The sequence below is a fragment of the Colwellia sp. MB3u-4 genome, assembly GCF_014077065.1.
In the GTDB taxonomy this organism is placed as follows: Bacteria; Pseudomonadota; Gammaproteobacteria; order Enterobacterales; family Alteromonadaceae; genus Cognaticolwellia.
The window spans coordinates 524,154-547,688 of record NZ_JACGVE010000079.1; the positions used below are offsets into that span (position 1 = coordinate 524,154).

Here is a 23,535-nt window from a genome sequence, read left to right on the forward strand (position 1 = left end):
TGGACCACTAACTGTTGGCTTGTGTGAGTGTTACTCATGCATCTAATGATGTACGAGTGGCTTTAGCAATAAGTTCATACTGTTAAGGCCTAGCTAATAAGGCCCAGTTAATAAGGCCAGCGATAAATAGAAATGGCCAGTTTTTTAGTAAAACAATATTATACCTGTTATTTTATTAGCTGTAATATCTTAGCTGCTGCTGTCTCGAGCGCTTATAATGTTACCTTATACTTTTTGAACAACATGGCTTCTTTATCGCCTTTTATTGACAAGCGCCCCTCATTCCAAATTTTTATCAGTTCCTGTCTTCTTTTAGTCGGCATTTTTTTTGAGAAAATGGGTATTTCAAGTAATTTTTTCTCTAAGCCGGGGCGCACAATTTTAAGCTTATCATGTAAGTTTAGCTTATTTAACATATGCTGAAGAACAAGTTCGTTATCGGCATATAAGTCGACTCTGTTTTCGCTCATCATGAGAAATATTCGTTTAACTACATCATTATTACCCGCAACCACTTCAATTAAGTTCGAGTTCTTTGGCTCATCGATATAATTTTGATATGAGACACTCATTGAGCTGTAATCCCAACCTGGCCCTGTTGCGATGCGTTTGCCTTTAATTGACTCAATACCATTATAGCGCCACGGATCATCTCGCCTGACGACAAAGGCGGTTAGGTATGAAAATGTTGCTTGGTTGGCATAGACGAAATTTTTTTCTGCTTGCTTTGAAAATAAATATTCTGGCAACATATCACAAAGACCCTCTGCCACCATATCTAAACCCCTTGCTAGTGGCACTTCATAATATTCTATTTTATAATTTTTTGAGCTGTATATTTGCGCTAACATATCGATAACAACACCACGCTCATTAGACGCTTCTGATGGGAATATCGTCATTGGAGCCCATTGGTCGTAGCAAACCTTTAATGTTTTAGCATGACTTAAATTGCTTATACTAGTTCCGGTAAAAAAGAGCATTATAAATAATAGGCAAGACACCTTTTTACCCTTTAACGCTTTATATTTCGATACGCTATTTTTTAAAATATTAGTATTTGATATATCACCATTTGAGAGATTATTGTTTGCGAGATTACCTTTCGACATAATTACGTCCTTTCCCTTTGGCGCCATAAAGCTTCACATCAGCGCGTTTAAATAGATCAACAATTAAATGCTCTGTTGGCTCAGACGAGACAACACCAAGACTGACCGTGTAGATGATGCGCTTACCATCAATTTTTAAGCTTGAATTGGCAATGGTCTCTCTTATTTTATCAGCAAGTTTAAAGGCGTCATCAATATCAATATCAGCGAGGTATATTGCAAATTCTTCTCCGCCAACTCTGCCAATCAAGTCAGACTTTCTCAAAAAAGTTTGAATGGTCTGGGTAAAGTGGATAAGCACTTTGTCACCAATAACATGTCCATAGGTATCGTTGATTCTTTTAAAGTGATCTAGATCCATTAAAATAAAAGATGTGGGTGATTTTTTGCGCTGGCAAAGCACCAGTAAATGCTGTGCAGTATCAAAGAAACTGCCTCGATTTAATGTGTCGGTTAAAGAATCTCTTGTCGCCAGCACTTCGAGCTTTTCATTCAAGGCTTGTAATGCTTGGGTACGCTTAGCAACAGCCCGCTCTAAACTATTTCGCTTAGCTTGTTCGTCTTCTAGCAATATTTCCCGATCCCGTGCCATAGCAGAGAGCATGTTATTCATATGTACTTGAAGCTGAATGAGCTCGTTGTTTTCAATGTGAGAAAGATTAATCCGTTTAGTGATGGTTTCGCTCAATTGCACCTCATTCACTTGCGACATTAACTCTTTCAAAGGGCTGGCCAAATAACGATCAAAGGCCCAAATAAATAACCAAAATAAAATAGATAACTTGATGATTTCTGTAATTATAATCAAGGAAAATCCGAACAGAACTCGATCTAAAACAACTTCTGACGACGAATAAAGGGTAAGTGATCCAAGGAATATTTTTTGCTCATTCAGTTGCCAATTTAAGTCTGATTTGATGTCGAAAATTGATAAGGGTGTTAGGTCCCTGGTGTAGGACCTTTGAGAAATCATCGGCTGGTCATACTTGTCTAAAATGTCGACACCTTCAATAATCGGTATTTTGAGCAGTCCGGCAACGAGTGCCTCTAGCTGATTTTGGTTGTATTGCCATAAGCTAGTAGAGATTGGGCGGAGCACTGATTCTTCCAGCTGTTTTAATTCACTGACTATAGAATCCTGTGTTTTAACATATTCAGTTAAAAATTCCATGCTGGTGATCAGACAGGTTACGGCCAAATAGATGGAAAAAATAACCCGCATCATTTTTTGGGATAGATTGTTTGGACGAAGAAAATTTGCAAACATTAAAGTGACTTTTCCTTGCTTACTTCAAATTAAGGCTTATTCTAAATTACTTCTGGGTTTAATGGAATAGACTCAGCTTTTCAGCCAGTTAACAGACAGAAGAAGCCGCTATAATACCAAGTTTTATTAATTAGCTACTCTACTTTGTACTCAACACTAACGCTGTGCTCGTACATTATGATGTTCATTTTTATGATGAGGGAGAATATAAAAGCTTAATTATCATTAGATGATTGGCCTGCTAGCAACTGATAGCTGTCGTTTAGATCATTTTCAAGCACGAATCATTTTAATCCTGCATTTAAGCCTAAATTTAAACCTGCATTTAATTATCCACTGAGTTGCTGCAAAAATACTATATATTGCTGTTATTTACATTGGCTGATTTTTAAAAAAAGTGAGATATTTTGCTGCACGATTTCTTAATAGAACTGTTACAATTACGCTTGGCTTAGCAGGAAAATAAAGACTAGCTGACGTTGTTGCTTATACTGAGGTTCTGCAATAAATATGCTAGTTTTTGATAAGCTCAACTCAATGAATAAGCTGGCATATGGTCAGTTTTTTTCACATAAAATCGGCAATAATTACTTTTATTTTTAAACGTAATATCAAGGAATATATTTGTGCGCCAAACGTTTATATCACTTTTTTCTCTATTTTTAAGTTGTTTTATCTTATTGTTAGGCATTGGCCTAATTAATGTTTTATTGCCGGTAAGAATGAATTTAGACGGATTGAGCACTGAATCAATCGGTATTGTTTTATCGTTATATTATGTTGGTTTGTTAATAGGCGCGCTTTACAGCACAAGTTTAATCAAAAGAGCAGGGCATATTCGAATGTTTGCTGGCTGCGTGTCATTAGGCGCGGTGAGTATATTAATTTGTAGTCTCTACTCAGAAGCTATGCTTTGGGGCGCCATGCGGATAGTAATGGGGTTTTGTATCGCTTGCGCGTTCACGGCAATGGAGAGCTGGCTTAGTGATAGTTCAAGTAAAGAAACCCGGGGTCAAATATTAGCCATCTACAATGCTGTTGTACTGGCGGGGCTTTTTGGCGGGCAATTTTTTATCAATGTGGCCAACCCTCAAGACAATATGCTTTTTGTTATTGCCGGCATATTAATGTGTATAGCGATTATTCCTGTTGTACTGAGTCGCCATTTCGGGCCAGTGGTTGAAGAATTTAGTTCAATGTCTCTGCGCTTGTTATATAAACGCTCGCCACTCGGCGTGGTCAGTTGTTTTATCTCCGGCATACTTTATTCCGCTGTTTTTAGTTTATTACCTGTGTTTGCAAAAGCCTTTGATATTACCGGTTTTCAGCTCTCGCTTTATATGGGGGCGGCTATATTTGGCGCCTTTATTTTACAGTTCCCCGTTGGTTTTTTATCCGATCGTTTCGATCGGCGTACCGTCTTGTTGGTGCTGTTACTCATCTCTGCCAGTGCGGGGATTGCGGTTACTATATTAGCGCCGTTAGGGATCACATGGGCGGTATTTTTAGCGACGGCGATTACCTGTGGCATTATTGCTTGTACTTATCCATTAAGTATTACCGAAGCACTGGATAAGTTACGCCAAAGTGAGATAGTTGCCGCCATGTCGTCAATGATTTTAGCTTTTGCCTTAGGTGGGGTTTTAGGGCCTTATTCTGCGTCACTTGTGATGGATAAATTTGGTGGCGATGCATTATTTTATTTTTTAGCTTTTATTCAGTTATTGTTAGCATGTTTTGTGGTCTTTCGAATGACGGTGCGCCAGGCATTACCGATAGAAGAACAAGAGCAGTTTGTCATGCAAGGGTCGGTAATATCTTCTGCTGTTGAACTTGATCCTCGTACCGAGTATCACGAATCGCAATACCGACCTTGTGCTGAAGTAGAAACCACACTGATGGTGGCAGAAACCGATCCAGCGCTTGCGGTGGCATTGTCTTTAGCCGTGGCAAAAGTCAATGCACAGCGCGGTATAGAAGTGGCCGAAGCATTGGCAATACTACCTAATATAAATGTGTTAAATCTGTTTCAAGCGATGAGTGATATTTTACCTGAGCATATAGCCGAGTTAACTTTAGCTTTAGTGACGGTTAAGCCTGAGCTTGGTAGTGAAATTGCGAAACTAACCCCCTCTACTGAGTCGTGAAATCATGTCAAGATAGTCAATGGCTAGCTAAAAGAGTACAGATGAAAATAATATACACTGGCTATATCATTAATATAAACAAGCTAAAGTCTGTAGCAAAGCTGTAATTTTTATTATGGTTATAACCATAATTGTTATAACCATAATTTGTAGTGCCGACACGGGCTAGTTTATATATCAAGGTGTAAATATAGCGCGAAATTTTACTCAGTTCTAATAGCTTTAAGGTTGAAAAATCGAGCTTAATTTATGAGTGAACATTGTCAAGGTTTGCCGCATAACCATCACTCAGTTGAAAGTATGTTGACTGAATTAGATTTAATGCCAGATAGTGGAGTTCAGCTTTTTAAAGCGCTAGATTAGTGTATGCTTTAACTTAGTCTTTAATTATTAAGATAAAAATTGCTAAAAAATAAATTTTAGATGCATAATCAATCATAATGTTTTAGTCTTAACTGGTTTGACCACTATTTGCATTTGGTTTTAGCGATTTATAATCGACTATCAATCTAAGTGGTTACCCCTTGATTACCCGAGTATAAAAAAATCACTAACGCTAGAGGTATATATGTACAACCTACCATTAACAATAAAACAAAAAATAATAATGGGGTTTAGCACAATAGGAATTTTATTAGTTGCAGGAAGCCTTTTTTTTTATAATTCATTAACACAAATCAGCAAGGCCAACAGTAATGTTGAGTTATTAGCTGTTCCGGTACAAAAGCAAAGTAGTGCCTTACAAATCAAATTACTTAATATGATAAAAGTAGGTGCTTCAGGTTTCACCCAACAAGATAGCGCTAACTTGCTTAAAAGTGAGCAAGCATACGCGAATTTAAATCAAGAGTTTCAATCTGCTGTTAAGGTTTTACGCAGTAAAGTCACAGACCAACCTAAAATGCTGCAAGCTTTGAAACAGGCCGAGGTTCATTATCAAGACTATGTAAACCAAAGCGAAACATTTTATTTAGCGAAAAAAAATGTTGCCTCAGCTAATGAAGATTTTGTGATTAACTTGCAATTATTTCTTGAAAGTCGTCATCAAGCCAGTAATAAAATGCTTGATCTTGAATTACTTGAACTTCCCGACAATGCTCAACTACTAGTAGAAATTATTGGCACTGGTGCGCGCATAGACGATATGTTGTTTACGCTAAAAGGCACTATGTCAGGTTTACAGCAAATTTCTGAGCTCGATATTTTGGCTCAACATAAAGAGGACGTAAGTTTTTTAACGGCCAACGTCTCTAATAACTACAACTTTATGCTACAACTATTTGACGGTATTGATGATCAGTCTTTACTTGAAGAGTTTGCCATTGAATTTGCTATTATAAATAACCTATTGGTTGAACCAGGTACATTATATCAAGATAAAAAACAGGCGCTTGAAGATAACATTAATGCAAATAACAGCTATAACCTGTCAGTAGAAAGCTTTAACGCGACCTACCAGCAATTAACCTTATTGTTATCGCTTGCTGAAGCACGCTTTGATGAATTGCAGCTAACCACAAAAGCAAAAGTTGCCACAGGGGAAAACCTAGCAATATATATGGCGCTTATCTTTGTTGTTTTAGCGACTTTTATTGCCGTGGTGACTACTCGTGCGATGTTAGGCCCTTTAACTACGGCCAATAAATCATTAGCCTTGATTGCAAAGGGAGATTTAACGCAAAGATTAACCATTAAGAACCAAGATGAGTTTGGTGATTTATTCAACAATATCAATAAGCTTAGTGACGATTTAACCTCATTGTTGAAAAATATTAGTCAGAATGCTTATTCATTAGACAAATCAGCAAAAGTGACCAGTGAGCAAAGTCACCGCATCGCCCAATCTACATCAGCACAAATTACCCGAGTGAATGAGGCCAAACAAATTGCTGAAAAAATGTTTATCAGTTCATCAAATGTTACTGACCAAGCAAATTTGACCGCCAACAACGTTTCAGAAGCTTCAAAACACAGTGTTGAAGTACACAATATTGCTGACGATAACAGCAAGCGTATTGATTTGTTGTCAACCAGTTTAAGTGACTCAGTTGCCGTCATGGCACGTTTAAGTAAGCATAGTGATAGCATTGGCGGCATTTTAGATACCATAGGTAGTATTGCTGACCAAACCAATTTACTGGCATTAAATGCAGCAATTGAAGCAGCAAGGGCAGGTGAGCACGGTCGAGGTTTTGCGGTTGTAGCAGATGAGGTCAGATCATTAGCGTCTCGTACACAGGCATCAACAGCTGAGATTCAGCAAATGATTAATGCCCTGCAAAAAGAAACAAAAACAGCGGAAATCGCTATTTTTCAAGGGCAAAGTCAGGCCACTGAATGTGCTTCGAAAAGCCAAGAGTTAAGCCATGGCATCAAACAAATTGACACCGCACTGCATACCATTGATGAAATGAGTAAAAGCATTAGCATTGCGTCGAATGAACAACTTGGTTTTAGTCAAGATATTGAAGTAACTATGACTGCAGCGGCCGAAGCAGCAACACATAATGCGGCAGAGTCACAAGATTTATCGAATCGAAGCGATGACGTAAATAAATTGGCAGGTTCGTTAACTGATTCAGTAGCACGATTTAAGCTTTAAGGCTTAGATCTTAAGGCTTGGATTTTAAGTTAGGCAAGATAAAAAAGCCCTAAATAGCGTAAGTTATTTAGGGCTTTTTTTAAGCGATAAAAATATCATGACTATCTAGGTGCATCAGAATAAGGGTCAAATGGTTTGTTCTCATTTGAACTTTTATTTGAACTACTACTTGAACGACTTTCGCCACGGTTATGACTTGATTTATCACTAACACTAGGGCGACTGCTTTCGCGCTTATGCTCAGGTTTATAAGCTTTTTTATCTTCGGGTTTACTACGATGAGTCTCTTTAAAACTATCTTTGCTTAGCGGTATAATCGCTTCACCCCGAACCAATACTTTTGGTTTTTTAGCTTTGATATGTAACGGAATAACCCGTTGGCGCGGTGGCGTTTCGAATTCATCTTCACCGGCTTCTGGTAAGTTTTTATAATCATAGAGATAAAAACGTTCAAGCTTCTCTCTTGCCCACTCAGTTTTACGCAAAAACTTTAAGCTTGAAGCTATACTTGGATTACTTTTGAAGCAATTAATTCGCGTGTACTCAGCCAAAATATCAAAGCCATAGTGGCTGACTAATTCGTTTAGTAGCGTGTCTAATTTTAATCCATGTAAAGGATTGTGTAATTGTTCGTTTTCTTGACTCATATTTTGACTTATTTTTATCCTACTTAACGCCATTATATACCCAAATCAACTCAAGATGCTTGTTTCAGTCGGAATTAAAAATGATTTAGGCACAGCTTTTAGTTCCCTGCAAAAGTTAAGTACTTACATCTTAAACTTGATGGTGGCTTTGCAGCCAAATGTTATTGCTATCAGTTATTATTTTAGCTGTTATGGCATTGTAACGATAAAGCGGTACATGCAGTTCTGCTTTATGTTGTATAATTATTTTAACACCTTATTAACTTCTTCATCAAATGGATATCTGACATGAAAAAACTAATCGTACTTTTAACTATTTCAACGTTAAGTAGCTCGGCTATCGCGCAAGAAACAAGCTGGTTTGAAAGCTTAAAAAATCTTGTTGGATTAGGTGATACACCTGAGCAAAGTGTAGCGTCAAAGACTCCTGCTAAGCAAGGCACTGATGGATTGGTTGCTATGTTAACTAGCTCATTAAATGTTGATGCAGACCAAGCCGCTGGTGGTATGGGCGCTATTTTTAATTATGTTAAAGATAATGTCTCAACTGAGAAATTTAGCCAATTGGCTAACTCAATACCGGGTGTTGAAGGGCTGGTTAGTCAAATGCCTGATATTAGCAAACTTAACTCAGGTGCTAGCGATGGCTTAGGTGGATTACTTGAGCAAGCATCACAATACAGTGATTCATTAAAATCGATTAATAATGTTAAAAAACAATTTGAAGCTTTAGGGTTAAAGCCTGAAATGATCAGTAATTTTATTGCTACTGCACAAAGCTACTTGGACACAGAACAAGGGCAACAAGCAAAAAAAATACTCACTGACGGTTTAGGTAAACTGTTAGGCTAATTGGCATTTATTGATGTAGCCAAAGGCTTATTTTTCCATGATGTGGAAGCGGTTTATTCAGCCCATAACTATAAATATCTGCCTGAGCTGAAAATAATAATTATTCGCGTCTTGCGACTTGATCTTATGTCCTAGCGCTACTGTGAAATTGCATATTGCAGTTGCGCAGCTATTTTGGGGCCACTGCAATATGTAATATTCAATTTCATAGTGGCACTAGCCTTCATCTTGAAAAATTTCTTCAATGCTCAGTTTAAATAACCTGGCGGCTTTAAAAGCCAGTGGTAAACTGGGATCAAACTTACCTTTTTCTATGGCATTAACTGTTTGGCGAGACACCTCTAATGCCTCTGCAAGTTGTGCTTGTGTCCAGTCTCTTTCGGCGCGCAGTACTTTCAGTTTATTTTTCATTGGTATTTTCTATTGCCAATAAAAATGGCAATTATGTGGGTCAGTCCCATAAAAATCACCAAATGAGCAATGTCAGCGTGGAAAGTTATCAGGTCTAATACATCCAAATTTGAATAGGTTAAGCCAACCACTAAACTAAGCCCTAAGGTAATGCCCATCGCATTGAGTTGAATACGTTGCTGCATTTCATCTAAAGCTTTTATATGCGCGATATTAGCCAATACCATTTTTAAACCTAAGGCTAAATTTAGCAAAACGGCTATCACCGTTAAGCTGATGTTTAAGTCCCATATAAATCGCGGACCAAAATTAGTCAGTGCCATGCTTAATACCCAAGCCGTGCTCCAAAAGCCAAGTTTTGCCGTACTGCTTTTATTTTTCTGCTGCCAAGATTTTGCTTTACTGATTATTTCATTATTTTTGTCTGCCATCATGCTGACTCCTATGTCGTCACTGCTTTACTAAAAGTTAAGTTTGCTTTACATTTTAAAGGTGGGTGACGATGAACTTTATGTCAAGTTTAGTTTACTTTTAGTCTTGTAAGTTTGATTTTTATGAGTCAGAGGTTTATGTTTTTGATTGACGGCGTTGGCAAAAATTGGCTTAGTGGCAATATTTAGCAATAATATTTGGCAACAATATTTAGCAACAAATACAGACCTAGCAAAATCTAGGTGAACTATTCCCGCAGGTTAACCTGCTGTGTTTGCCTTATTCATCGTGATGTTATTAAAATAACAATAAAAAGTAGTCGATATTTAACCCTAGGGCAAAATTCTTATAATTTGCTGAAGCTTTAAATTATATTGGTATAAATGACGTATGACTGAAAGTAGCGCAACAAAAAGCACAAAAAACCCGACAAGTGATTTAATCTTAAGTATCGACAATGGCACGCAAAGTGTTCGTGCCTTGTTATTTGATCTACAGGGCAATCTAGTGGCTAAAAGCCGTATTGAACTGCAAGCCTATTTTTCTAAAAATCCGGGGTGGGCTGAGCAAGAGGCTGATTATTTTTGGCAAATGTTAGGGCAGTGTTGTCAGCAACTTTGGCAGCAAAGCGAGGTGATTGAAAACGGCTATCGCAAGAGAGTGATCGCCGTTACTGTCACCACACAGCGTGGCACCGTGATTAACTTGGACAAAAATGGCCAAGCGTTACGACCGGCTATGCTCTGGCTTGATCAACGCTTATGCCAAAAAAATAAGCTTATGCCTTGGTATTGGCGCGTCGGATTTATCCTGATAGGTCAAAGTAAAGTGGTTGATTATTTTCGTCGTAAATCACAAGCCAATTGGCTTGAGCAACATCAGCCTGAAGTGTGGCAAAATACCGATAAATTTTTATTATTGTCAGGTTTTTTAAGCTACAAATTAACCGGTCAATATAAAGACTCGGTTGGCAGTATTGTGGGTTATTTGCCCTTTAATTATAAAAAACAAAACTGGGCACACCCGTGGGACTGGAAATGGCATGCTTTACCCGTGAAACGCTCAATGTTACCGAGTTTAGTCAAACCAGGTGAAGTGCTGGGTGAGATCACCCCTGACGCCGCCGCTCATACCGGTTTAAAAGTAGGCACCCTATTAATTGCCTCAGCGTCTGATAAAGCCTGTGAAGTATTAGGTTCAGGTTGTATTAACCCAGACACCGCCAGTTTGAGCTATGGCACGACAGCAACCATTAATACCAACAACACTAAATATGTTGAACCTCAAGCTTTTATCCCGCCTTATCCTTCAGCCCTTCCCGATAACTTTAATAGCGAAGTGATGATCTATCGTGGTTTTTGGATGGTAAATTGGTTTAAGCAAGAATTTGGTCAAAATGAAATAGATAAAGCGCAAACTTTAGGGGTCAGCGCGGAAAGTTTATTTGATCAATTAGTCGCGCAAGTACCGCCAGGGTCGATGGGATTAATGTTGCAACCTTATTGGTCACCAGGGCTAAAAAACCTTGAAGCTAAAGGCGCTATTATTGGCTTTGGTGACGTGCATACTCGCGCCCATATTTATCGCTCAATTTTAGAAGGCTTAGCCTACGCACTCAGAGAAGGGCAAGAAAACTTAGAAAAACGTCAAAAATGTAAAATAACCAAGTTAGTGGTTTCAGGCGGAGGCTCGCAGTCAGATGCCGCATTACAACTTACCGCTGATATTTTTAATTTACCTGCGCACCGGCCACATACTTTTGAAACTTCAGGTTTAGGCGCCGCCATTAATGTTGCCGTTGGTCTGGGGTATTTTGAAAACTACCAACAAGCGACTAGTGCGATGACGCGGCTCGAGCAAAGCTTTCTCCCCAACCAAGCCAATGTGGTGTTGTATAATAAATTATATCAGCAGGTTTATCTAAAAATGTATCGGCAATTAAAACCTATATATCAAAATATTAAAAAAATAACCGGTTATCCTGAGTAAGAAAAAATAAAACCTATAAGGGCTTGATTTATAGGGTTTATTTGGCAGAAGCTTATGGCGTATTGCTATGCAGCGCAATACGATTACCTTCTGAGTCATGAATAATAGCGCGAAAACCATGTCCGCCAATGGATATTTTTTCTTCAACCAGCCGGCCACCATGCATTTCTGATTGCTTAATCGCGTCGTCAAGTCGGCCATTAACATTAAAATAAATTAGTGGCCCAGAGGTAAATATTTGTTCAGGCGCTGATGGCACTAAGCAGCCTGAAACATTGGTTTGAGCATGCGGTAATATACCAATGGTGAAATGTTCAAAGGCTTCTTTTTTTACTTCACCGTTAAGTAGCGCACTATAAAATTCAATAGCGCGGGATAAATCTATAACCGGAATATCAACCCAAACAATCTGATTCTCCATGACATTTTCCTTTGTTATTTATGGTATTCATATCGAACAAGGACGACCTTGACGTTGGTATAAGTATAGTTGAGTAATTTAATTAGCCACATCGAGAAAGTGTTCATTTAATTATCGTACTTTTTACAGGGGGGAAAGGAATAAGTAGAGCAGCAGAACAGCTGATATTTTACTTCTCCTGAGGTCCTCATTCTTTTTTCCCGGTGAGTTGTTTTATTATTTTTACAAGGAGGAAGGCATGAGAAAGGAATGAGTAGAGCAGCATTTAAGAGCAGCAGAGCAGCTGATATTCTACTTCTCCTGAAGTCCTCATTCCTTTCTCCCTGTGAATTATTTTATTATGGTACTTTTTAAAGGTTTTTTTACTGGCTAGTAGCAAGCTTGGTAGAGAGTCGGTAGAATAATTGCTTTGGTTTTTATGACTTTGGCGTGCACTACATTATGCGAATTATTCACACATCTGACTGGCACTTAGGCCAACATTTTTATGGCAAAAGTCGTGCACCTGAACATCAGCAATTCTTAAATTGGTTAATTGAACAATCAAAAAGCCAGCAGATTGACGCCATTATTGTCGCTGGTGATATTTTTGATACCGGTACACCACCAAGTTATGCCCGTGAAATGTATTTTGATTTTATTGCTAAGTTGCATCAAACACAGTGTCAATTAGTCGTACTTGCTGGCAATCATGACTCAGTTGCCATGCTCACCGAGTCGCAAAAAATATTGCAGCAACTGTCAACACGAGTTATTTCTGCCGTCAGCAATAATATGGCCGAGCAAGTATTTGTGCTTAACAGCCTTAAAACTGAGCAGCAAGCGGTGATTTGCGCTATTCCATTTATTCGGCCGCGCGATATTGTTAAAAGCTACGCTGGGCAATCGGCCAATGAAAAACAACGTTCACTGCAGCAAGCTATTACTGAACATTATCAAGTCTTATTTGAACAAGCGCAGGGCTTGTCGCAGCTTAATCAAGCTGATGGTAATCGCTTACCTATTATTGCCACCGGGCATTTAACCACTATTGGCGCATCAACCAGTGAGTCTGTGCGTGATATTTATATTGGCACCTTAGAAGCCTTTCCCGCCAGTGAATTTCCGGCGGCTGACTACATAGCTTTAGGCCATATCCATCGACCACAAAAAGTAACCAAGAGTGAGCATATTCGTTATAGCGGCTCACCCATCGCATTAAGTTTTGATGAAGCTAATACCCAAAAAAGTATTGTTATTGCAGAATTTAACAATGGCGAACTTAGCAGTACGGAGCTATGTAACCTGCCATGCTTTCAACCTTTAGCTATGGTAAAAACCCATTTAGAAACACTGGCTGAAGACATTGCTAGTGTTGTTGAGTCGAAAAGCATTACATTGAAAAATGAAGACTCAAACATTGCAGAATCATTAAGTACAGAATCATCAAGTGTAGAAGCAAAAATCACCCATGATGAAAGACCAGCCCAAGAAAAAATCTGGCTCGATATCGAAATTGAAAGTGCAGAATACTTACAAGATTTAAGCGTGCGCATTGAGCAAATAGTCAAATCATTGCCCGTTGAAGTGTTATTAGTCAGACGCAGTAAAAAGTCGCGCCAACAAATGCCCAGCCATGAGAAGAAAGTCACCTTAAGTGAATTAAGTGTTCAAGAAGTATTTGACGCGCGCATGGCGCTAGAACCATGGGACAGTGACGAGCAGCAACAACGTAAAACGCGCTTAAATAGTTTATACCTTACTATTGCAGAACAAACGCAACTGGTTAACTCAAGCAAGCAATCGCTTTCAGAGCACAGTGAAGCACATAGTAGCTCGACCAGCAAAACTGAGCAAAAATAATGAAAATATTATCGCTACGCTTTGAAAATATCAATTCTTTAAAAGGTCATTGGAAAATTGACTTTACTCAGTCACCCTTTGATACCAGTGCGCTTTTTGCCATTATTGGCCCCACTGGAGCAGGCAAAACCACCATACTCGATGCCATGTGTTTGGCGTTATATCATCAAACACCACGACTTACTATTTCAGATAAGCAAAACCAGTTAATGACCCGACATACCGCGAGTTGTTTAGCTGAGGTTGAATTTGAAGTTAAAGGGCAAGCCTATAGAGCCTTTTGGAGTCAACGCCGAGCCAAAAACAGTGTCGAAGGTAATCTACAAAAACCGACGGCCGAGTTAGCAAAGTTAATCACTACAGGTGAACTTAATGGCGAAGGTGACAGTGAAATAGCCGCGGGTGAAGCCGAAGTTATTGCCACTAAAGTCTCTGATATTCGAACAGAAATAGCGCGAATAACCGGCTTGGATTTTTCTCGCTTTAGAAAGTCTATGATGCTGTCGCAGGGGGAGTTTGCTGCCTTTTTAAATGCCCCCGCCAATGAACGCGCTGATTTATTAGAAGAGCTAACGGGCAGTGAAATTTATGGTGATATTTCAAAAGCGGTATTTGAACAACATAAAGAGGCCAGTAACGAGTTAAAGTTATTGCAGGCTAAAAGTACTGGTATGCAATTATTAAGCGCCGAGCAACAACAGCAAATTAACGCTGAGCTGAACAAGGTAACTTTGCAGCAGCAACCTTTTGAAGCACAAATAGCTCATTGGCAGCAAATTCGCAGTTGGTTAATGAACGTACAACAAGCCAATAAACAAAAATTACTTGCTGAGCAACAACAAGCATCAGCAGAGCAAAAACAGCATCACCATGCTACAGAGTTACAAGCGTTAGCTTTGTCAGGACCGGCTGAAAATTTACGCGCTGATTACCAACAACACAATTATGTTAATCAACAGCTTGTTGAGCTTAATGAACAAGCTAGCTTGCTTGAGGTGGATGTTAAAGACAGTAAAAGCCATGTTGAAGATGCTGAGCAATCACTAACAGATTTTTTGTTATGCCATGAAAAACTGCTTGCTGAGCAAGATAAAACTGAGCAATTAATTGTTGAACAAGTGCTACCGCTGGATAGCAAAATTAGTCAACTGAGCGAGCAAAAAATCCAACAAATTGCACGAGCAAGTGCCGCCAACGAAGCGCTAACGCAAGCAACAGAGCAAAGCACACAGTTAAGCAAACAACAGCAATTGCAGCGAGATAAACTTAGCCAAGCGCAAGGCATTATTGAGCAACAAGGGCATTTGGCGACATTGCCTGAGCACTTGCCGTTATGGCGCAATATATTGGCTCAAATGGTTAATGAGAAACAGTTTAGTTTTGAGCTGATCACTCAAGATAAAAACTGGCAAACACAAGCTAACTTATTGACGAATGAACTGACTAAAGAGCAAGAGCAATTAGTTGAACTTGAAGCTGAATGTAAACAACAGCAAGCAAGCCTTAGTACGAAAGAGCAGGATATAACCCAGCTATTACAGCAAGTTCAGTGTCAAAATGAGCAAGCACTTAGTCAGCATTTGCATAGCATGCAAGCCACTATTAATGAGCAAGCACAAGCGCTACTTAATGCCCAACGCTACCAGACCCTAAGCACTGAATTGCAGGATATTGATAAAACACTTAACACAGATAATCAAAAATTAGCCCGCTTAGCTGAGCAGTTAACGCCTTTGCGTGAACATTATAAACAGCAAAAAACGGCCTTGATTGACGTGCAGTTAATTGTCGAGCAACAAAAAACCATTATGTCGCTTAGTGCCCATAGAGCAAACTTGCATGCCGATGAAGCATGCCCGTTATGTGGCTCAGAGCAACACCCGGCCATTGCTGATTATCAAGCGCTAAGTGATGATATTTCAGAGGAGAGTGAGCATCAGCAGCGCTTAAGACAACTCACAAATGAGTTAGAACAACTTGAACTGCAGGGTAAAAACTTATCTTCAGAGCAAGAGCGCTTAAAAGAAAGGTTTAACTTAGTCACTGAAAATAAAGCAATAAAACAACAAGAACAGCAGCATTTAACCCAGCAGTGGTTAGCGCAGCGTGAGTTATTAAACATGGCTGTTGAACTATCAGCATTTGAGCAAATAACAGCCGACATGCAAACACGGCGACAAAACTTTGAGCAGTTAAATAATGCTAATAACCAACTGCAGCAATTAAAACAAGGGCAGCAACAGCAAGCTGAATTAGTTTCAAGGCTAGAAAAACAGTTAGTCAACTTAGTGAACTTGAGCCAAAATAAAACGGTGCAGTTAAGTCAACTGCAACAACAAATCGTGCAAAATAAGCAAAACCTTATCGATAAACTTACACAAATAACGCAAGAGTGGCAAAAGTTAACGGTGTTTATGCAAAGGTGTCAGTTAGTGATGCCAGCATGCTTCGCTGTTTTTAATCAAGCAGATACTGATAGTGATACAGATACAAATATTGTCGATGTTAACGCACCCAACAATATTATTACGCCTAACAATTTTGTTGATCTGGTGTCATTACAACAAGCTTGGATAAATGAACTTGAGCAACAAAGTCATGCTTATCAAGCCGCCTTGTCTGCCGTGGCGACAGATCATGAACAACTGCAACAAGTACAACAACAACTGGCGGTAATGCACAGTAAAATTGAACAACTGAGTGTGTCTGAGCAAAGCATAACAGCGGAGTTAAGTTTGCTAGAAAAACAGCATAATGACGCTAAAGTGCAGCGCGAAAGCTTATTTGCCGCGCAAGATGTTCAACAAATACGCCAACAATTAAAACAACAGCAACAAGGGCAAGAACAGCTACTTGTTAAGTGGCAAAATGGGGTTAATGAGCAGAAAAATCGCCAACAAAATGTTGCGGGTAAGCTCAATGGCAATGTTGAAGCGATCAAGCGTTTAATGCCACAACAGCAAGTGGCCACGCAAACTTGGCAAAGGCAATTAGCGGCTAGTGACTTTGACACCGAAGACGACTTTAAAGCGGCATTGTTAACCCAAGAACAACGCAACACTTTAAAAGCACTAGCGTTAACTATTGAGCAACAAAGTCAACAAGCCAAGGCACAACTACAACAAGTGCAACAACAATTATCACAACTTGGCGAAGATAAAAAACACTTGCAAGCGCAAACTAAGCAGCTGGTTAGCGCTATTGAAATGGGTGAAAATTCAGCCTGCAATAATGAGCTACTGCTCAAAGATTTAATCTTCAGTGCAAACGTAGCAATAGATGATGACTTATCGGTTGCTGAGTTTGATAATAAAGCCATTATTTGCTCTAACACCTTAAAGCAATTACAAATACGCCAAGGGCAATTAAGCCAACAAATCAGCCAAGACCAACAACAGCGTTATGAACAACAAACATTACTCGATGAAATGCTTAAGCAACAAAATGAACTTGACGATCTTGCTCACCTGAACGGTTTAATTGGCGCGGCTGATGGTGCTAAATTTAGACGTTTCGCCCAAGGCTTAACCCTTTCTCATTTGGTTTATTTAGCCAATCAGCAGCTTAATCGCTTGCATGGTCGCTACCAATTACAACGCCAACAATCAGACAACTTAGCATTAGAAGTGCTTGATACTTGGCAAGCAGATAGTGTGCGTGATACTAAAACTTTATCGGGCGGCGAAAGCTTTTTAGTCAGTTTAGCGTTAGCACTGGCTTTATCAGATTTGGTGAGCGCAAAAACGAGCATTGATTCGTTATTTCTTGATGAAGGTTTTGGCACCTTGGATAACGACACCTTAGAAATAGCATTGTCTGCGCTTGATTCATTAAACGCCAGTGGCAAAATGATCGGCGTTATAAGCCATGTTGATGCCTTAAAAAAACGCATTGACGTGCAAATAGAAGTGAAGAAACAAAGCGGCCTGGGTGTGAGTGAATTAGCGGATTGTTATCGCTATCTTGGTGGTTAAAACGGTATTGTTATTAAAGCCAAAGTAGTACTATCTATCAAGCAGAAATAACAATAACCATAAGCATAACAATTACTGAGATGCCCCATGAGCCAAGTAAAACGAAATCCGTCGGTTGTCATCGTTGGCGCAGGTATGACCGGCATCTTAATGACCATTAAGCTGCGCCAAGCCGGTATTACTGACATTATTGTTTTGGAGAAAAAAGACGCTGTGGGCGGCACATGGCGCGAAAACACCTATCCGGGTGCCGCTTGCGATGTACCGGCTCATATGTACACCTATTCATTTGAAGCCAATCCAAATTGGAGCCGATTTTTTGCCCGTGGACCAGAAATAAAGCAATATTTTGAGCACGTGGCTGACAAGTATGATGTGAAACGCGACATACGCTTTAACGAAGAAGTTACTGACGCAAAATATAATGCAGGTAAATGGACGATTAAAAGCAGTAAAGATAAGAGCTATATTGCTGATTTTATTGTTTGTGCGACCGGTATCCTGCATCACCCTAAATTTCCAGACATCCCCGGCATAGACGACTTCAAAGGTGCTAAGTTTCATACCGCTCAGTGGGATCACCAGGTCAATATATCTGAGGCAACTCGTGTTGGCGTTATCGGTACTGGCTCAACCGCCGCTCAGGCCATCCCAGAGCTGATTAAAGCCGGCGCTAAAGTTTCTGTTTTTCAGCGCACACCACAATGGTTAATGCATTTGCCCGACTTTAAGTTTTCAATCACCATGCGAAAACTCATGACTCGTTATCCCGTGATTACAAAAATGCATCGAAATGCAGGGAAATTCTTCTTAGAGCATATTTTTACCAAAGCGGTAACCGGGCACTTTATACAAAAACATTTACTGAATTTTTTATGTCATGCTAACTTAACCTTAAGTATAAAAGATAAAGCCTTACGAGATAAATTACGACCTAATTATCAAGTAGGCTGCAAGCGCGTCATTATCAACACAACATTTTATAAAGCTATTCAACAGCCTAATGCTGAATTAGTGACTGATGGCATTGAGCGAATTACTGCAACAGGCATTATCACTAAAGACGGTAAACACCATGATGTAGACGTTTTGGTTTTTTCGACCGGCTTTAATGCCTTTAATTTTATGCGACCAATGAATCTAATCGGGCGTAACAATTTACATATCGACACCGCTTGGCAGCATAAAATAAAAGCATACCGGTCAATGATGTTAGCCAATTATCCTAACTTTTTTTTAATGCTAGGGCCAAACACACCCATAGGTAACTTTTCTGTTATTGCCATGAGTGAAGTTCAAAGCGATTACGTGATTAAAATGATCAATAAATGGCGTAAAAATGAATTTGACGAGTTTGAAGCTAAGCAAGAGGCCATTGACGATTTTAATGCTTATGTAAAAGAGGGATTAAAAGGCACAAGTTGGGTAGGTGGCTGCCAAAGTTGGTATTTAGATGCCGATGGTGACCCCATTTTATGGCCATATACTTGGCAGCGATGGGTTGATGAAATGCAAGAGCCGCAGATGGAGCATATTGATACCAGATCGTTTTAATCAATAAACCACCGGCCGTTCCATGACTAAAAATAGCGATTATATTAACAGAGCGGTTTATTGCGCTAGCGAGTTAAGCCTTTATCTGGCTAGATAAATGGCTTAATAATAAAGTGTTAAGCCATTAAAGTTTGTGGTTAACTTGGCTAACCCATCATAAAAAGGCGCTTTACCATGCACGATAGCAACCCGCAATTTATACCATCGAAAAGCCCACAACTACAGAGTAAGCAATTAGAAGAAAAACAATTAATGGCGGCTAAACTGCTGTCATTCATGCCGGCCCTGCATAAGCTAGCACCAAAAATATTCAGAGTTGTATTTTCATTGTTAGATCGGTTACTTGGTCTTAAAAAAATTGCAATGTATCAAGTTATCGATTTAAATATCCCGGTTAGTACCCATAATAGCGGCAACACCAGCATAAAAATTCGTCGCTATTATCCAACAAGCAAAAAGCCTAAAAAAACCCTAGTATATTTTCATGGTGGTGGCTGCGTTATTGGTAGCATTAATAGCCATGATCGATTTTGCCGATATTTAGCCAAGTATGGCAAGATGAATATTATTTCTGTAAATTACCGCTTATCGCCAGAATATAAATTTCCCACCCCTATTTGCGATGCCATTGATGCGTGGAATTATATTAATGACCATACTGAAGCACTTAATATTAATCCCAAATACATAGGTGTTGGCGGCGATAGCGCAGGCGGATATCTTGCCTGTATAATCGGATTGCATTCGCTGCAAACACAGCTACCAGTGCAGGTTAAAGTAAAACCAACATTTCAGTTTTTAATATACCCGATAGCAGATATGCAAGGTTTGAGCGGCTCTTACCAAAAATTTAATAAAGATTTAATGTTAACCCGCGATTTGATGGATTACTTTATCAGTCATTATGTTAATACACCAGATGAAGTGAATTTGGCATTAGTTAGCCCACTGCAAACAAAAAATATTAGCGAGTCACCAGTAAGTTATATATTAACCCTAGGATATGATCCGCTCAGGGATGACGGTATTGCTTATGCAGAACGACTAAACGCTGCAGGTATAAAAACCTATCACGAACATTATGATGACTGCATGCACGGTTTTATTTCCGTCACTAAGTTAAGTACTCGCGCCATGAAAGCCACGCATAACTTGGCGATGGCATTAAACAAATTTAATGACTAACTGTCGGTTTAGTGGGCTAGAGTTATTGAGCGCTAAGCGACTTTTGTTATGAAGGGCTATCTAGTGTCTGGGTGTTATCTGTTCAAGTAGCCGCTTAAGTTATTACCTTAAGCGATCCTCTTAAGGTCTTTCCCAGTTGTGCGAGGTAAACTAGGGGACTATAAAAAGTAATCATAAAAGTAATCATAAAAGTAATCATAAAAAGTTAAAATAAAGCTTTACTTTACTAATTGTTAAAGATATATTCTAAGCGTTAATTATTCACATCTAGTCTATTTAACCGATTGTTTATAAAATCGCGTTTTGCCTTTCCCTTTCACAGTTAGTCATCACTTAATTTATTAAGCTTAAATTATTGTCTGATTTTTCGAGTTTTTTATCGCAAAAAGTAGTTATTTTTTCAAATAAAAAAGTTCCACGATACAATAATATAGCTTTTGTTCATGCGTTTAAACGCACTTTAAAAGAGTTTATTATGTCTTATACATACCAAGGTACGATCTATTCGATCGCCTCACCCGTTCGGTCAATTTCTGTTAACAAAAATAATGTGGCAGTGACCGATAAAAACGGTACAAAACTGATTTCATTTACCAACGTAAACGAGTCAAAATCATTTTTAGCTTGGATTTACCAAAGCTAGAAAGTCAAACCTACTAACCAGAGTTATCCTTACCTAGTAACACCCGTTTGAGTTTTGTTTTTACTGAACGCCAATGCGTAACAGGTTGAGTTGGCGCTAGCGCTATCAACTGTTGCCATTGCTGTTCAGTTAATTGAACTTTTGCGCCATGCGCTAAAAGTATAGATTCAACTTTCAAGGCTTTAATTTTTATCAGAGATTTATGATAGCGATTAGGGTAAAAAACTGGGTAGGGTGGAATAAATTTTCCCCTGACTTTAACCATTAAATCAGCAACATAAATTTGATCACTTATTTGATGATGCAAAGATATATCTCGGTCAGTATGACCTTGGGTAAAGTGCACTTGCCAGTCTTCAAACCCAGGTAAAACTACCTGATCAATAAGATAATAATCCGGTGTCAGTGAGCTTGAATAATAGATAAACTTTTTAGCTTTTTTCTGGCGACCCGCAACCCACAAAGTTAATAACATATCGGTTAAGTGCATTAACTTACCGTCAACGCCTGAATACCATTGCCCTGGCACATTAGCTGCCGCTATTTTACAACCATACTTTTTACGTAATAGCTTTGCCGCTCCTGCGTGATCTGGGTGCATATGCGTCACGACAATTAAGGCAATATCCGACATCGAACGTTTAAGTTCGTTAATGATAAAGTCTTCTAAAATATCAACATCAGCTCGGCAGCAACCATCAAGCAATAGCAGCTTATCTGGGTACTCGGCGAGATAAATATTTTGAATATAACCATTTAAGCAGTGTAATTTGAGCATAAAAGTGACTATGGTGACTTAGTTGTTATTAAACTACCTTGTTATTGATGAAGTATCAACAGGTTAGACCAGATAGTGAGTCGTTGCTTTATTTACTGCATTACTGGTATTGAATCGTTTAGTCATCTTAATGGCTGGAGCCTAATCTTTTATATTAGGCAGTATTATACTCACCTAAGCACAAAAAATAGCTAAACAGTCGATATGAAATTCTGATTTTTATTGGGGTATAGAGAGAGTAGACACCATAGCTGTTCTATGCAAAAAGCTCTGAGTTGGTAAGCTGAGTCATGATAACTCATGTCAAAAATAAGGTGTTTGTTGTGTTTTAAGTTAGCCCTTCAAGGGCCAACTTAGGTATAAAAAATGACGTTTTATTCATTTTTTTTTGAATTTTCTGACTGTATTATAGCTTTAGAGCTATCTAACTTTACTTTTTTTGTGCTCATACATGGCTGCATCGGCATCTTGGATCATTTCTTCTATCGATCTATCTGTGTCATGCTGAAAATCTCTTACACCTGCACTGTACTGAATTTTGTAGGGTTTGTTTAAGGTCTCATTGGCTTCATCAATAGCGATAGCAAATCGCTCTAACGCTAGATCAGCCTTGGCTTTATCAGAGTCACTCAGCATAGCAATAAACTCATCCCCACCTAAGCGTCCGATCAAATCACAGTCACGGAATGAATTCAGCATTATCTGTGCAAAGGTGACTAATACAAAATCGCCTTCATGGTGACCGTATTCATCATTAATACTCTTAAATTTATTTAAATCAAAGAATATAAATGACATGGGTATTTGATTACGTCGACATACTTTTAAACTATGGTCGACCATAGTCAAAAATCCCCGTCGGTTAGAAATCATGGTTAAATCATCTAACGTGGCGAGTTGAATAGATTTAATTTCTTGCTCAATCATAGCGCCCAGATCTTGAAGTAACTGCTGATCTTCTTCGTCAAGGTTTTTAGGTTTAGTATCAATAATACACAAAGTACCGATATTAATGCCTTGCCTAAGCTTTAAAGGATAACCGGCATAGAAACGAATGTTTGGCGCTCCAGTAACAAGAGGGTTATCAAAAAATCGTTCATCTTTAGCAGTATCTGGAACGATAAATAATCCATCTTGATTAATAGCATGTCCACAAAATGAGATATCACGAGACGTTTCTGAAGCGTCAAGTCCTTGGCTAGACTTAAACCATTGACGGTTTTCATCAACTATACTGACCAGTGATATGGATACGCCAAACATGCGCTTAGCCATGCGAGTCACACGATCAAATCGCTCTTCGTGTGAAGTATCAAGGATCTTTAACGTTCTCAGCGCATGTAATCGCTCGGCTTCATTTTTAGGGAATTGAGGCTTAATCATAGAGATCCAGTTAATTTAAACATTTACTCTCTGAACTATATCAGTAAATCAACACAATTTCTTTCAAAAAAAGAGCGAGTTATAAGTCTGAAATTATTTTTGGAGCGTTTATTTTGTTACATGACATCATTATTAACATAAGCTATACCAACTCATAACAAGCCTTATACTTTATTTTTGGATGACTATAGATCCGTTTAAGCATTTATCAGTTTACAATTATCAGATTAACTTGATAAATGCAGAAATCTAACCAACAAGGCTGCCAGAAAAAATAACTAAAAAACCTTTTTTTG

The 23,535-nt window shown here is 38.8% G+C and carries 17 protein-coding genes; 9 read left to right on the forward strand and 8 right to left on the reverse strand.

What is annotated here, in order from left to right:
* Window positions 1–212 precede the first annotated feature (212 nt).
* Both H4J61_RS11710 and H4J61_RS11715 read right to left on the reverse strand, forming a co-directional pair.
* Window positions 213–983, reverse strand: coding sequence for an ABC transporter substrate-binding protein (locus H4J61_RS11710; protein WP_182185228.1), 771 nt, complete (start codon window positions 981–983; stop codon window positions 213–215).
* Between the two features lie 115 nt (window positions 984–1,098).
* Entirely contained in the window at window positions 1,099–2,379 is a 1,281-nt protein-coding gene (locus H4J61_RS11715; RefSeq protein ID WP_182185154.1) for a GGDEF domain-containing protein, read from the reverse strand.
* Window positions 2,380–3,005: 626 nt separating this feature from the next.
* Between H4J61_RS11715 and H4J61_RS11720 the strand changes: the two genes are divergently transcribed.
* Both H4J61_RS11720 and H4J61_RS11725 read left to right on the forward strand, forming a co-directional pair.
* Entirely contained in the window at window positions 3,006–4,526 is a 1,521-nt protein-coding gene (locus tag H4J61_RS11720) for an MFS transporter (protein ID WP_182185155.1), read from the forward strand.
* A gap of 568 nt (window positions 4,527–5,094) precedes the next feature.
* Window positions 5,095–7,128 carry a methyl-accepting chemotaxis protein gene (locus H4J61_RS11725; protein WP_182185156.1) on the forward strand — a complete coding sequence of 678 codons (2,034 nt, stop codon included), beginning with the start codon at window positions 5,095–5,097 and terminating at the stop codon, window positions 7,126–7,128.
* Window positions 7,129–7,229: 101 nt separating this feature from the next.
* Here H4J61_RS11725 and H4J61_RS11730 read toward each other — a convergent pair whose 3' ends face one another.
* Window positions 7,230–7,775, reverse strand: a complete 546-nt coding sequence (locus H4J61_RS11730) for a VF530 family DNA-binding protein (RefSeq protein WP_182185157.1) — start codon at window positions 7,773–7,775, stop codon at window positions 7,230–7,232.
* Between the two features lie 288 nt (window positions 7,776–8,063).
* On the opposite strand from H4J61_RS11730, the gene H4J61_RS11735 reads away from it, so the two are divergent.
* Window positions 8,064–8,627 (forward strand): DUF2780 domain-containing protein, encoded by a 564-nt coding sequence (locus H4J61_RS11735; protein ID WP_182185158.1) that lies wholly within the window; start codon window positions 8,064–8,066, stop codon window positions 8,625–8,627.
* A gap of 216 nt (window positions 8,628–8,843) precedes the next feature.
* Here the strand turns inward: H4J61_RS11735 and H4J61_RS11740 are convergent, their stop codons facing one another.
* Both H4J61_RS11740 and H4J61_RS11745 read right to left on the reverse strand, forming a co-directional pair.
* Window positions 8,844–9,038, reverse strand: a complete 195-nt coding sequence (locus tag H4J61_RS11740) for a helix-turn-helix transcriptional regulator (protein WP_182136275.1) — start codon at window positions 9,036–9,038, stop codon at window positions 8,844–8,846.
* Window positions 9,035–9,472, reverse strand: coding sequence for a hypothetical protein (locus tag H4J61_RS11745; protein ID WP_259363273.1), 438 nt, complete (start codon window positions 9,470–9,472; stop codon window positions 9,035–9,037). Before H4J61_RS11745 ends, H4J61_RS11740 begins: the two co-directional genes overlap by 4 nt.
* A 388-nt stretch (window positions 9,473–9,860) precedes the next feature.
* On the opposite strand from H4J61_RS11745, the gene H4J61_RS11750 reads away from it, so the two are divergent.
* A complete protein-coding gene (locus H4J61_RS11750; protein WP_182185159.1) occupies window positions 9,861–11,459 on the forward strand; it encodes an FGGY-family carbohydrate kinase in 1,599 nt (532 codons plus the stop codon).
* Window positions 11,460–11,511: 52 nt separating this feature from the next.
* Here the strand turns inward: H4J61_RS11750 and H4J61_RS11755 are convergent, their stop codons facing one another.
* Window positions 11,512–11,880, reverse strand: a complete 369-nt coding sequence (locus tag H4J61_RS11755) for a VOC family protein (RefSeq protein ID WP_182185160.1) — start codon at window positions 11,878–11,880, stop codon at window positions 11,512–11,514.
* A gap of 441 nt (window positions 11,881–12,321) precedes the next feature.
* Between H4J61_RS11755 and sbcD the strand changes: the two genes are divergently transcribed.
* From sbcD to H4J61_RS11780, 5 genes are all read left to right on the forward strand, one after another.
* Window positions 12,322–13,722 carry an exonuclease subunit SbcD gene (gene sbcD / locus H4J61_RS11760; protein WP_182185161.1) on the forward strand — a complete coding sequence of 467 codons (1,401 nt, stop codon included), beginning with the start codon at window positions 12,322–12,324 and terminating at the stop codon, window positions 13,720–13,722.
* Window positions 13,722–17,696 carry an AAA family ATPase gene (locus H4J61_RS11765; protein ID WP_182185162.1) on the forward strand — a complete coding sequence of 1,325 codons (3,975 nt, stop codon included), beginning with the start codon at window positions 13,722–13,724 and terminating at the stop codon, window positions 17,694–17,696. The genes sbcD and H4J61_RS11765 overlap by 1 nt, the downstream gene beginning before the upstream one ends.
* Window positions 17,697–17,783: 87 nt before the next feature.
* Window positions 17,784–19,250 carry an NAD(P)/FAD-dependent oxidoreductase gene (locus tag H4J61_RS11770; protein ID WP_182185163.1) on the forward strand — a complete coding sequence of 489 codons (1,467 nt, stop codon included), beginning with the start codon at window positions 17,784–17,786 and terminating at the stop codon, window positions 19,248–19,250.
* A 174-nt stretch (window positions 19,251–19,424) separates the two neighbouring features.
* Window positions 19,425–20,435 (forward strand): alpha/beta hydrolase, encoded by a 1,011-nt coding sequence (locus tag H4J61_RS11775; protein WP_182185164.1) that lies wholly within the window; start codon window positions 19,425–19,427, stop codon window positions 20,433–20,435.
* Window positions 20,436–20,910: 475 nt separating this feature from the next.
* Window positions 20,911–21,078 carry a hypothetical protein gene (locus H4J61_RS11780; protein WP_182136282.1) on the forward strand — a complete coding sequence of 56 codons (168 nt, stop codon included), beginning with the start codon at window positions 20,911–20,913 and terminating at the stop codon, window positions 21,076–21,078.
* Window positions 21,079–21,091: 13 nt separating this feature from the next.
* On the opposite strand, the gene H4J61_RS11785 is transcribed toward H4J61_RS11780, so the two are convergent.
* Together H4J61_RS11785 and H4J61_RS11790 are read right to left on the reverse strand one after the other, a co-directional pair.
* On the reverse strand, window positions 21,092–21,856 hold the full coding sequence (locus tag H4J61_RS11785) for an MBL fold metallo-hydrolase (protein WP_182185165.1): 765 nt from the start codon (window positions 21,854–21,856) through the stop codon (window positions 21,092–21,094).
* A 420-nt stretch (window positions 21,857–22,276) separates the two neighbouring features.
* Window positions 22,277–23,239 (reverse strand): sensor domain-containing diguanylate cyclase, encoded by a 963-nt coding sequence (locus tag H4J61_RS11790; protein ID WP_182185166.1) that lies wholly within the window; start codon window positions 23,237–23,239, stop codon window positions 22,277–22,279.
* Window positions 23,240–23,535 lie beyond the last annotated feature (296 nt).

Coding starts and splice junctions, on each gene's coding strand:
- H4J61_RS11730 (WP_182185157.1), bottom strand. CDS start 7,775: ATGAGTCAAGAAAACGAACAATTACACAATCCTTTACATGGATTAAAA.
- H4J61_RS11715 (WP_182185154.1), bottom strand. CDS start 2,379: ATGTTTGCAAATTTTCTTCGTCCAAACAATCTATCCCAAAAAATGATG.
- H4J61_RS11745 (WP_259363273.1), bottom strand. CDS start 9,472: ATGATGGCAGACAAAAATAATGAAATAATCAGTAAAGCAAAATCTTGG.
- H4J61_RS11780 (WP_182136282.1), top strand. CDS start 20,911: ATGTCTTATACATACCAAGGTACGATCTATTCGATCGCCTCACCCGTT.
- H4J61_RS11790 (WP_182185166.1), bottom strand. CDS start 23,239: ATGATTAAGCCTCAATTCCCTAAAAATGAAGCCGAGCGATTACATGCG.
- H4J61_RS11785 (WP_182185165.1), bottom strand. CDS start 21,856: ATGCTCAAATTACACTGCTTAAATGGTTATATTCAAAATATTTATCTC.
- H4J61_RS11770 (WP_182185163.1), top strand. CDS start 17,784: ATGAGCCAAGTAAAACGAAATCCGTCGGTTGTCATCGTTGGCGCAGGT.
- H4J61_RS11765 (WP_182185162.1), top strand. CDS start 13,722: ATGAAAATATTATCGCTACGCTTTGAAAATATCAATTCTTTAAAAGGT.
- sbcD (WP_182185161.1), top strand. CDS start 12,322: ATGCGAATTATTCACACATCTGACTGGCACTTAGGCCAACATTTTTAT.
- H4J61_RS11735 (WP_182185158.1), top strand. CDS start 8,064: ATGAAAAAACTAATCGTACTTTTAACTATTTCAACGTTAAGTAGCTCG.
- H4J61_RS11775 (WP_182185164.1), top strand. CDS start 19,425: ATGCACGATAGCAACCCGCAATTTATACCATCGAAAAGCCCACAACTA.
- H4J61_RS11710 (WP_182185228.1), bottom strand. CDS start 983: ATGCTCTTTTTTACCGGAACTAGTATAAGCAATTTAAGTCATGCTAAA.
- H4J61_RS11750 (WP_182185159.1), top strand. CDS start 9,861: ATGACTGAAAGTAGCGCAACAAAAAGCACAAAAAACCCGACAAGTGAT.
- H4J61_RS11725 (WP_182185156.1), top strand. CDS start 5,095: ATGTACAACCTACCATTAACAATAAAACAAAAAATAATAATGGGGTTT.
- H4J61_RS11740 (WP_182136275.1), bottom strand. CDS start 9,038: ATGAAAAATAAACTGAAAGTACTGCGCGCCGAAAGAGACTGGACACAA.
- H4J61_RS11755 (WP_182185160.1), bottom strand. CDS start 11,880: ATGGAGAATCAGATTGTTTGGGTTGATATTCCGGTTATAGATTTATCC.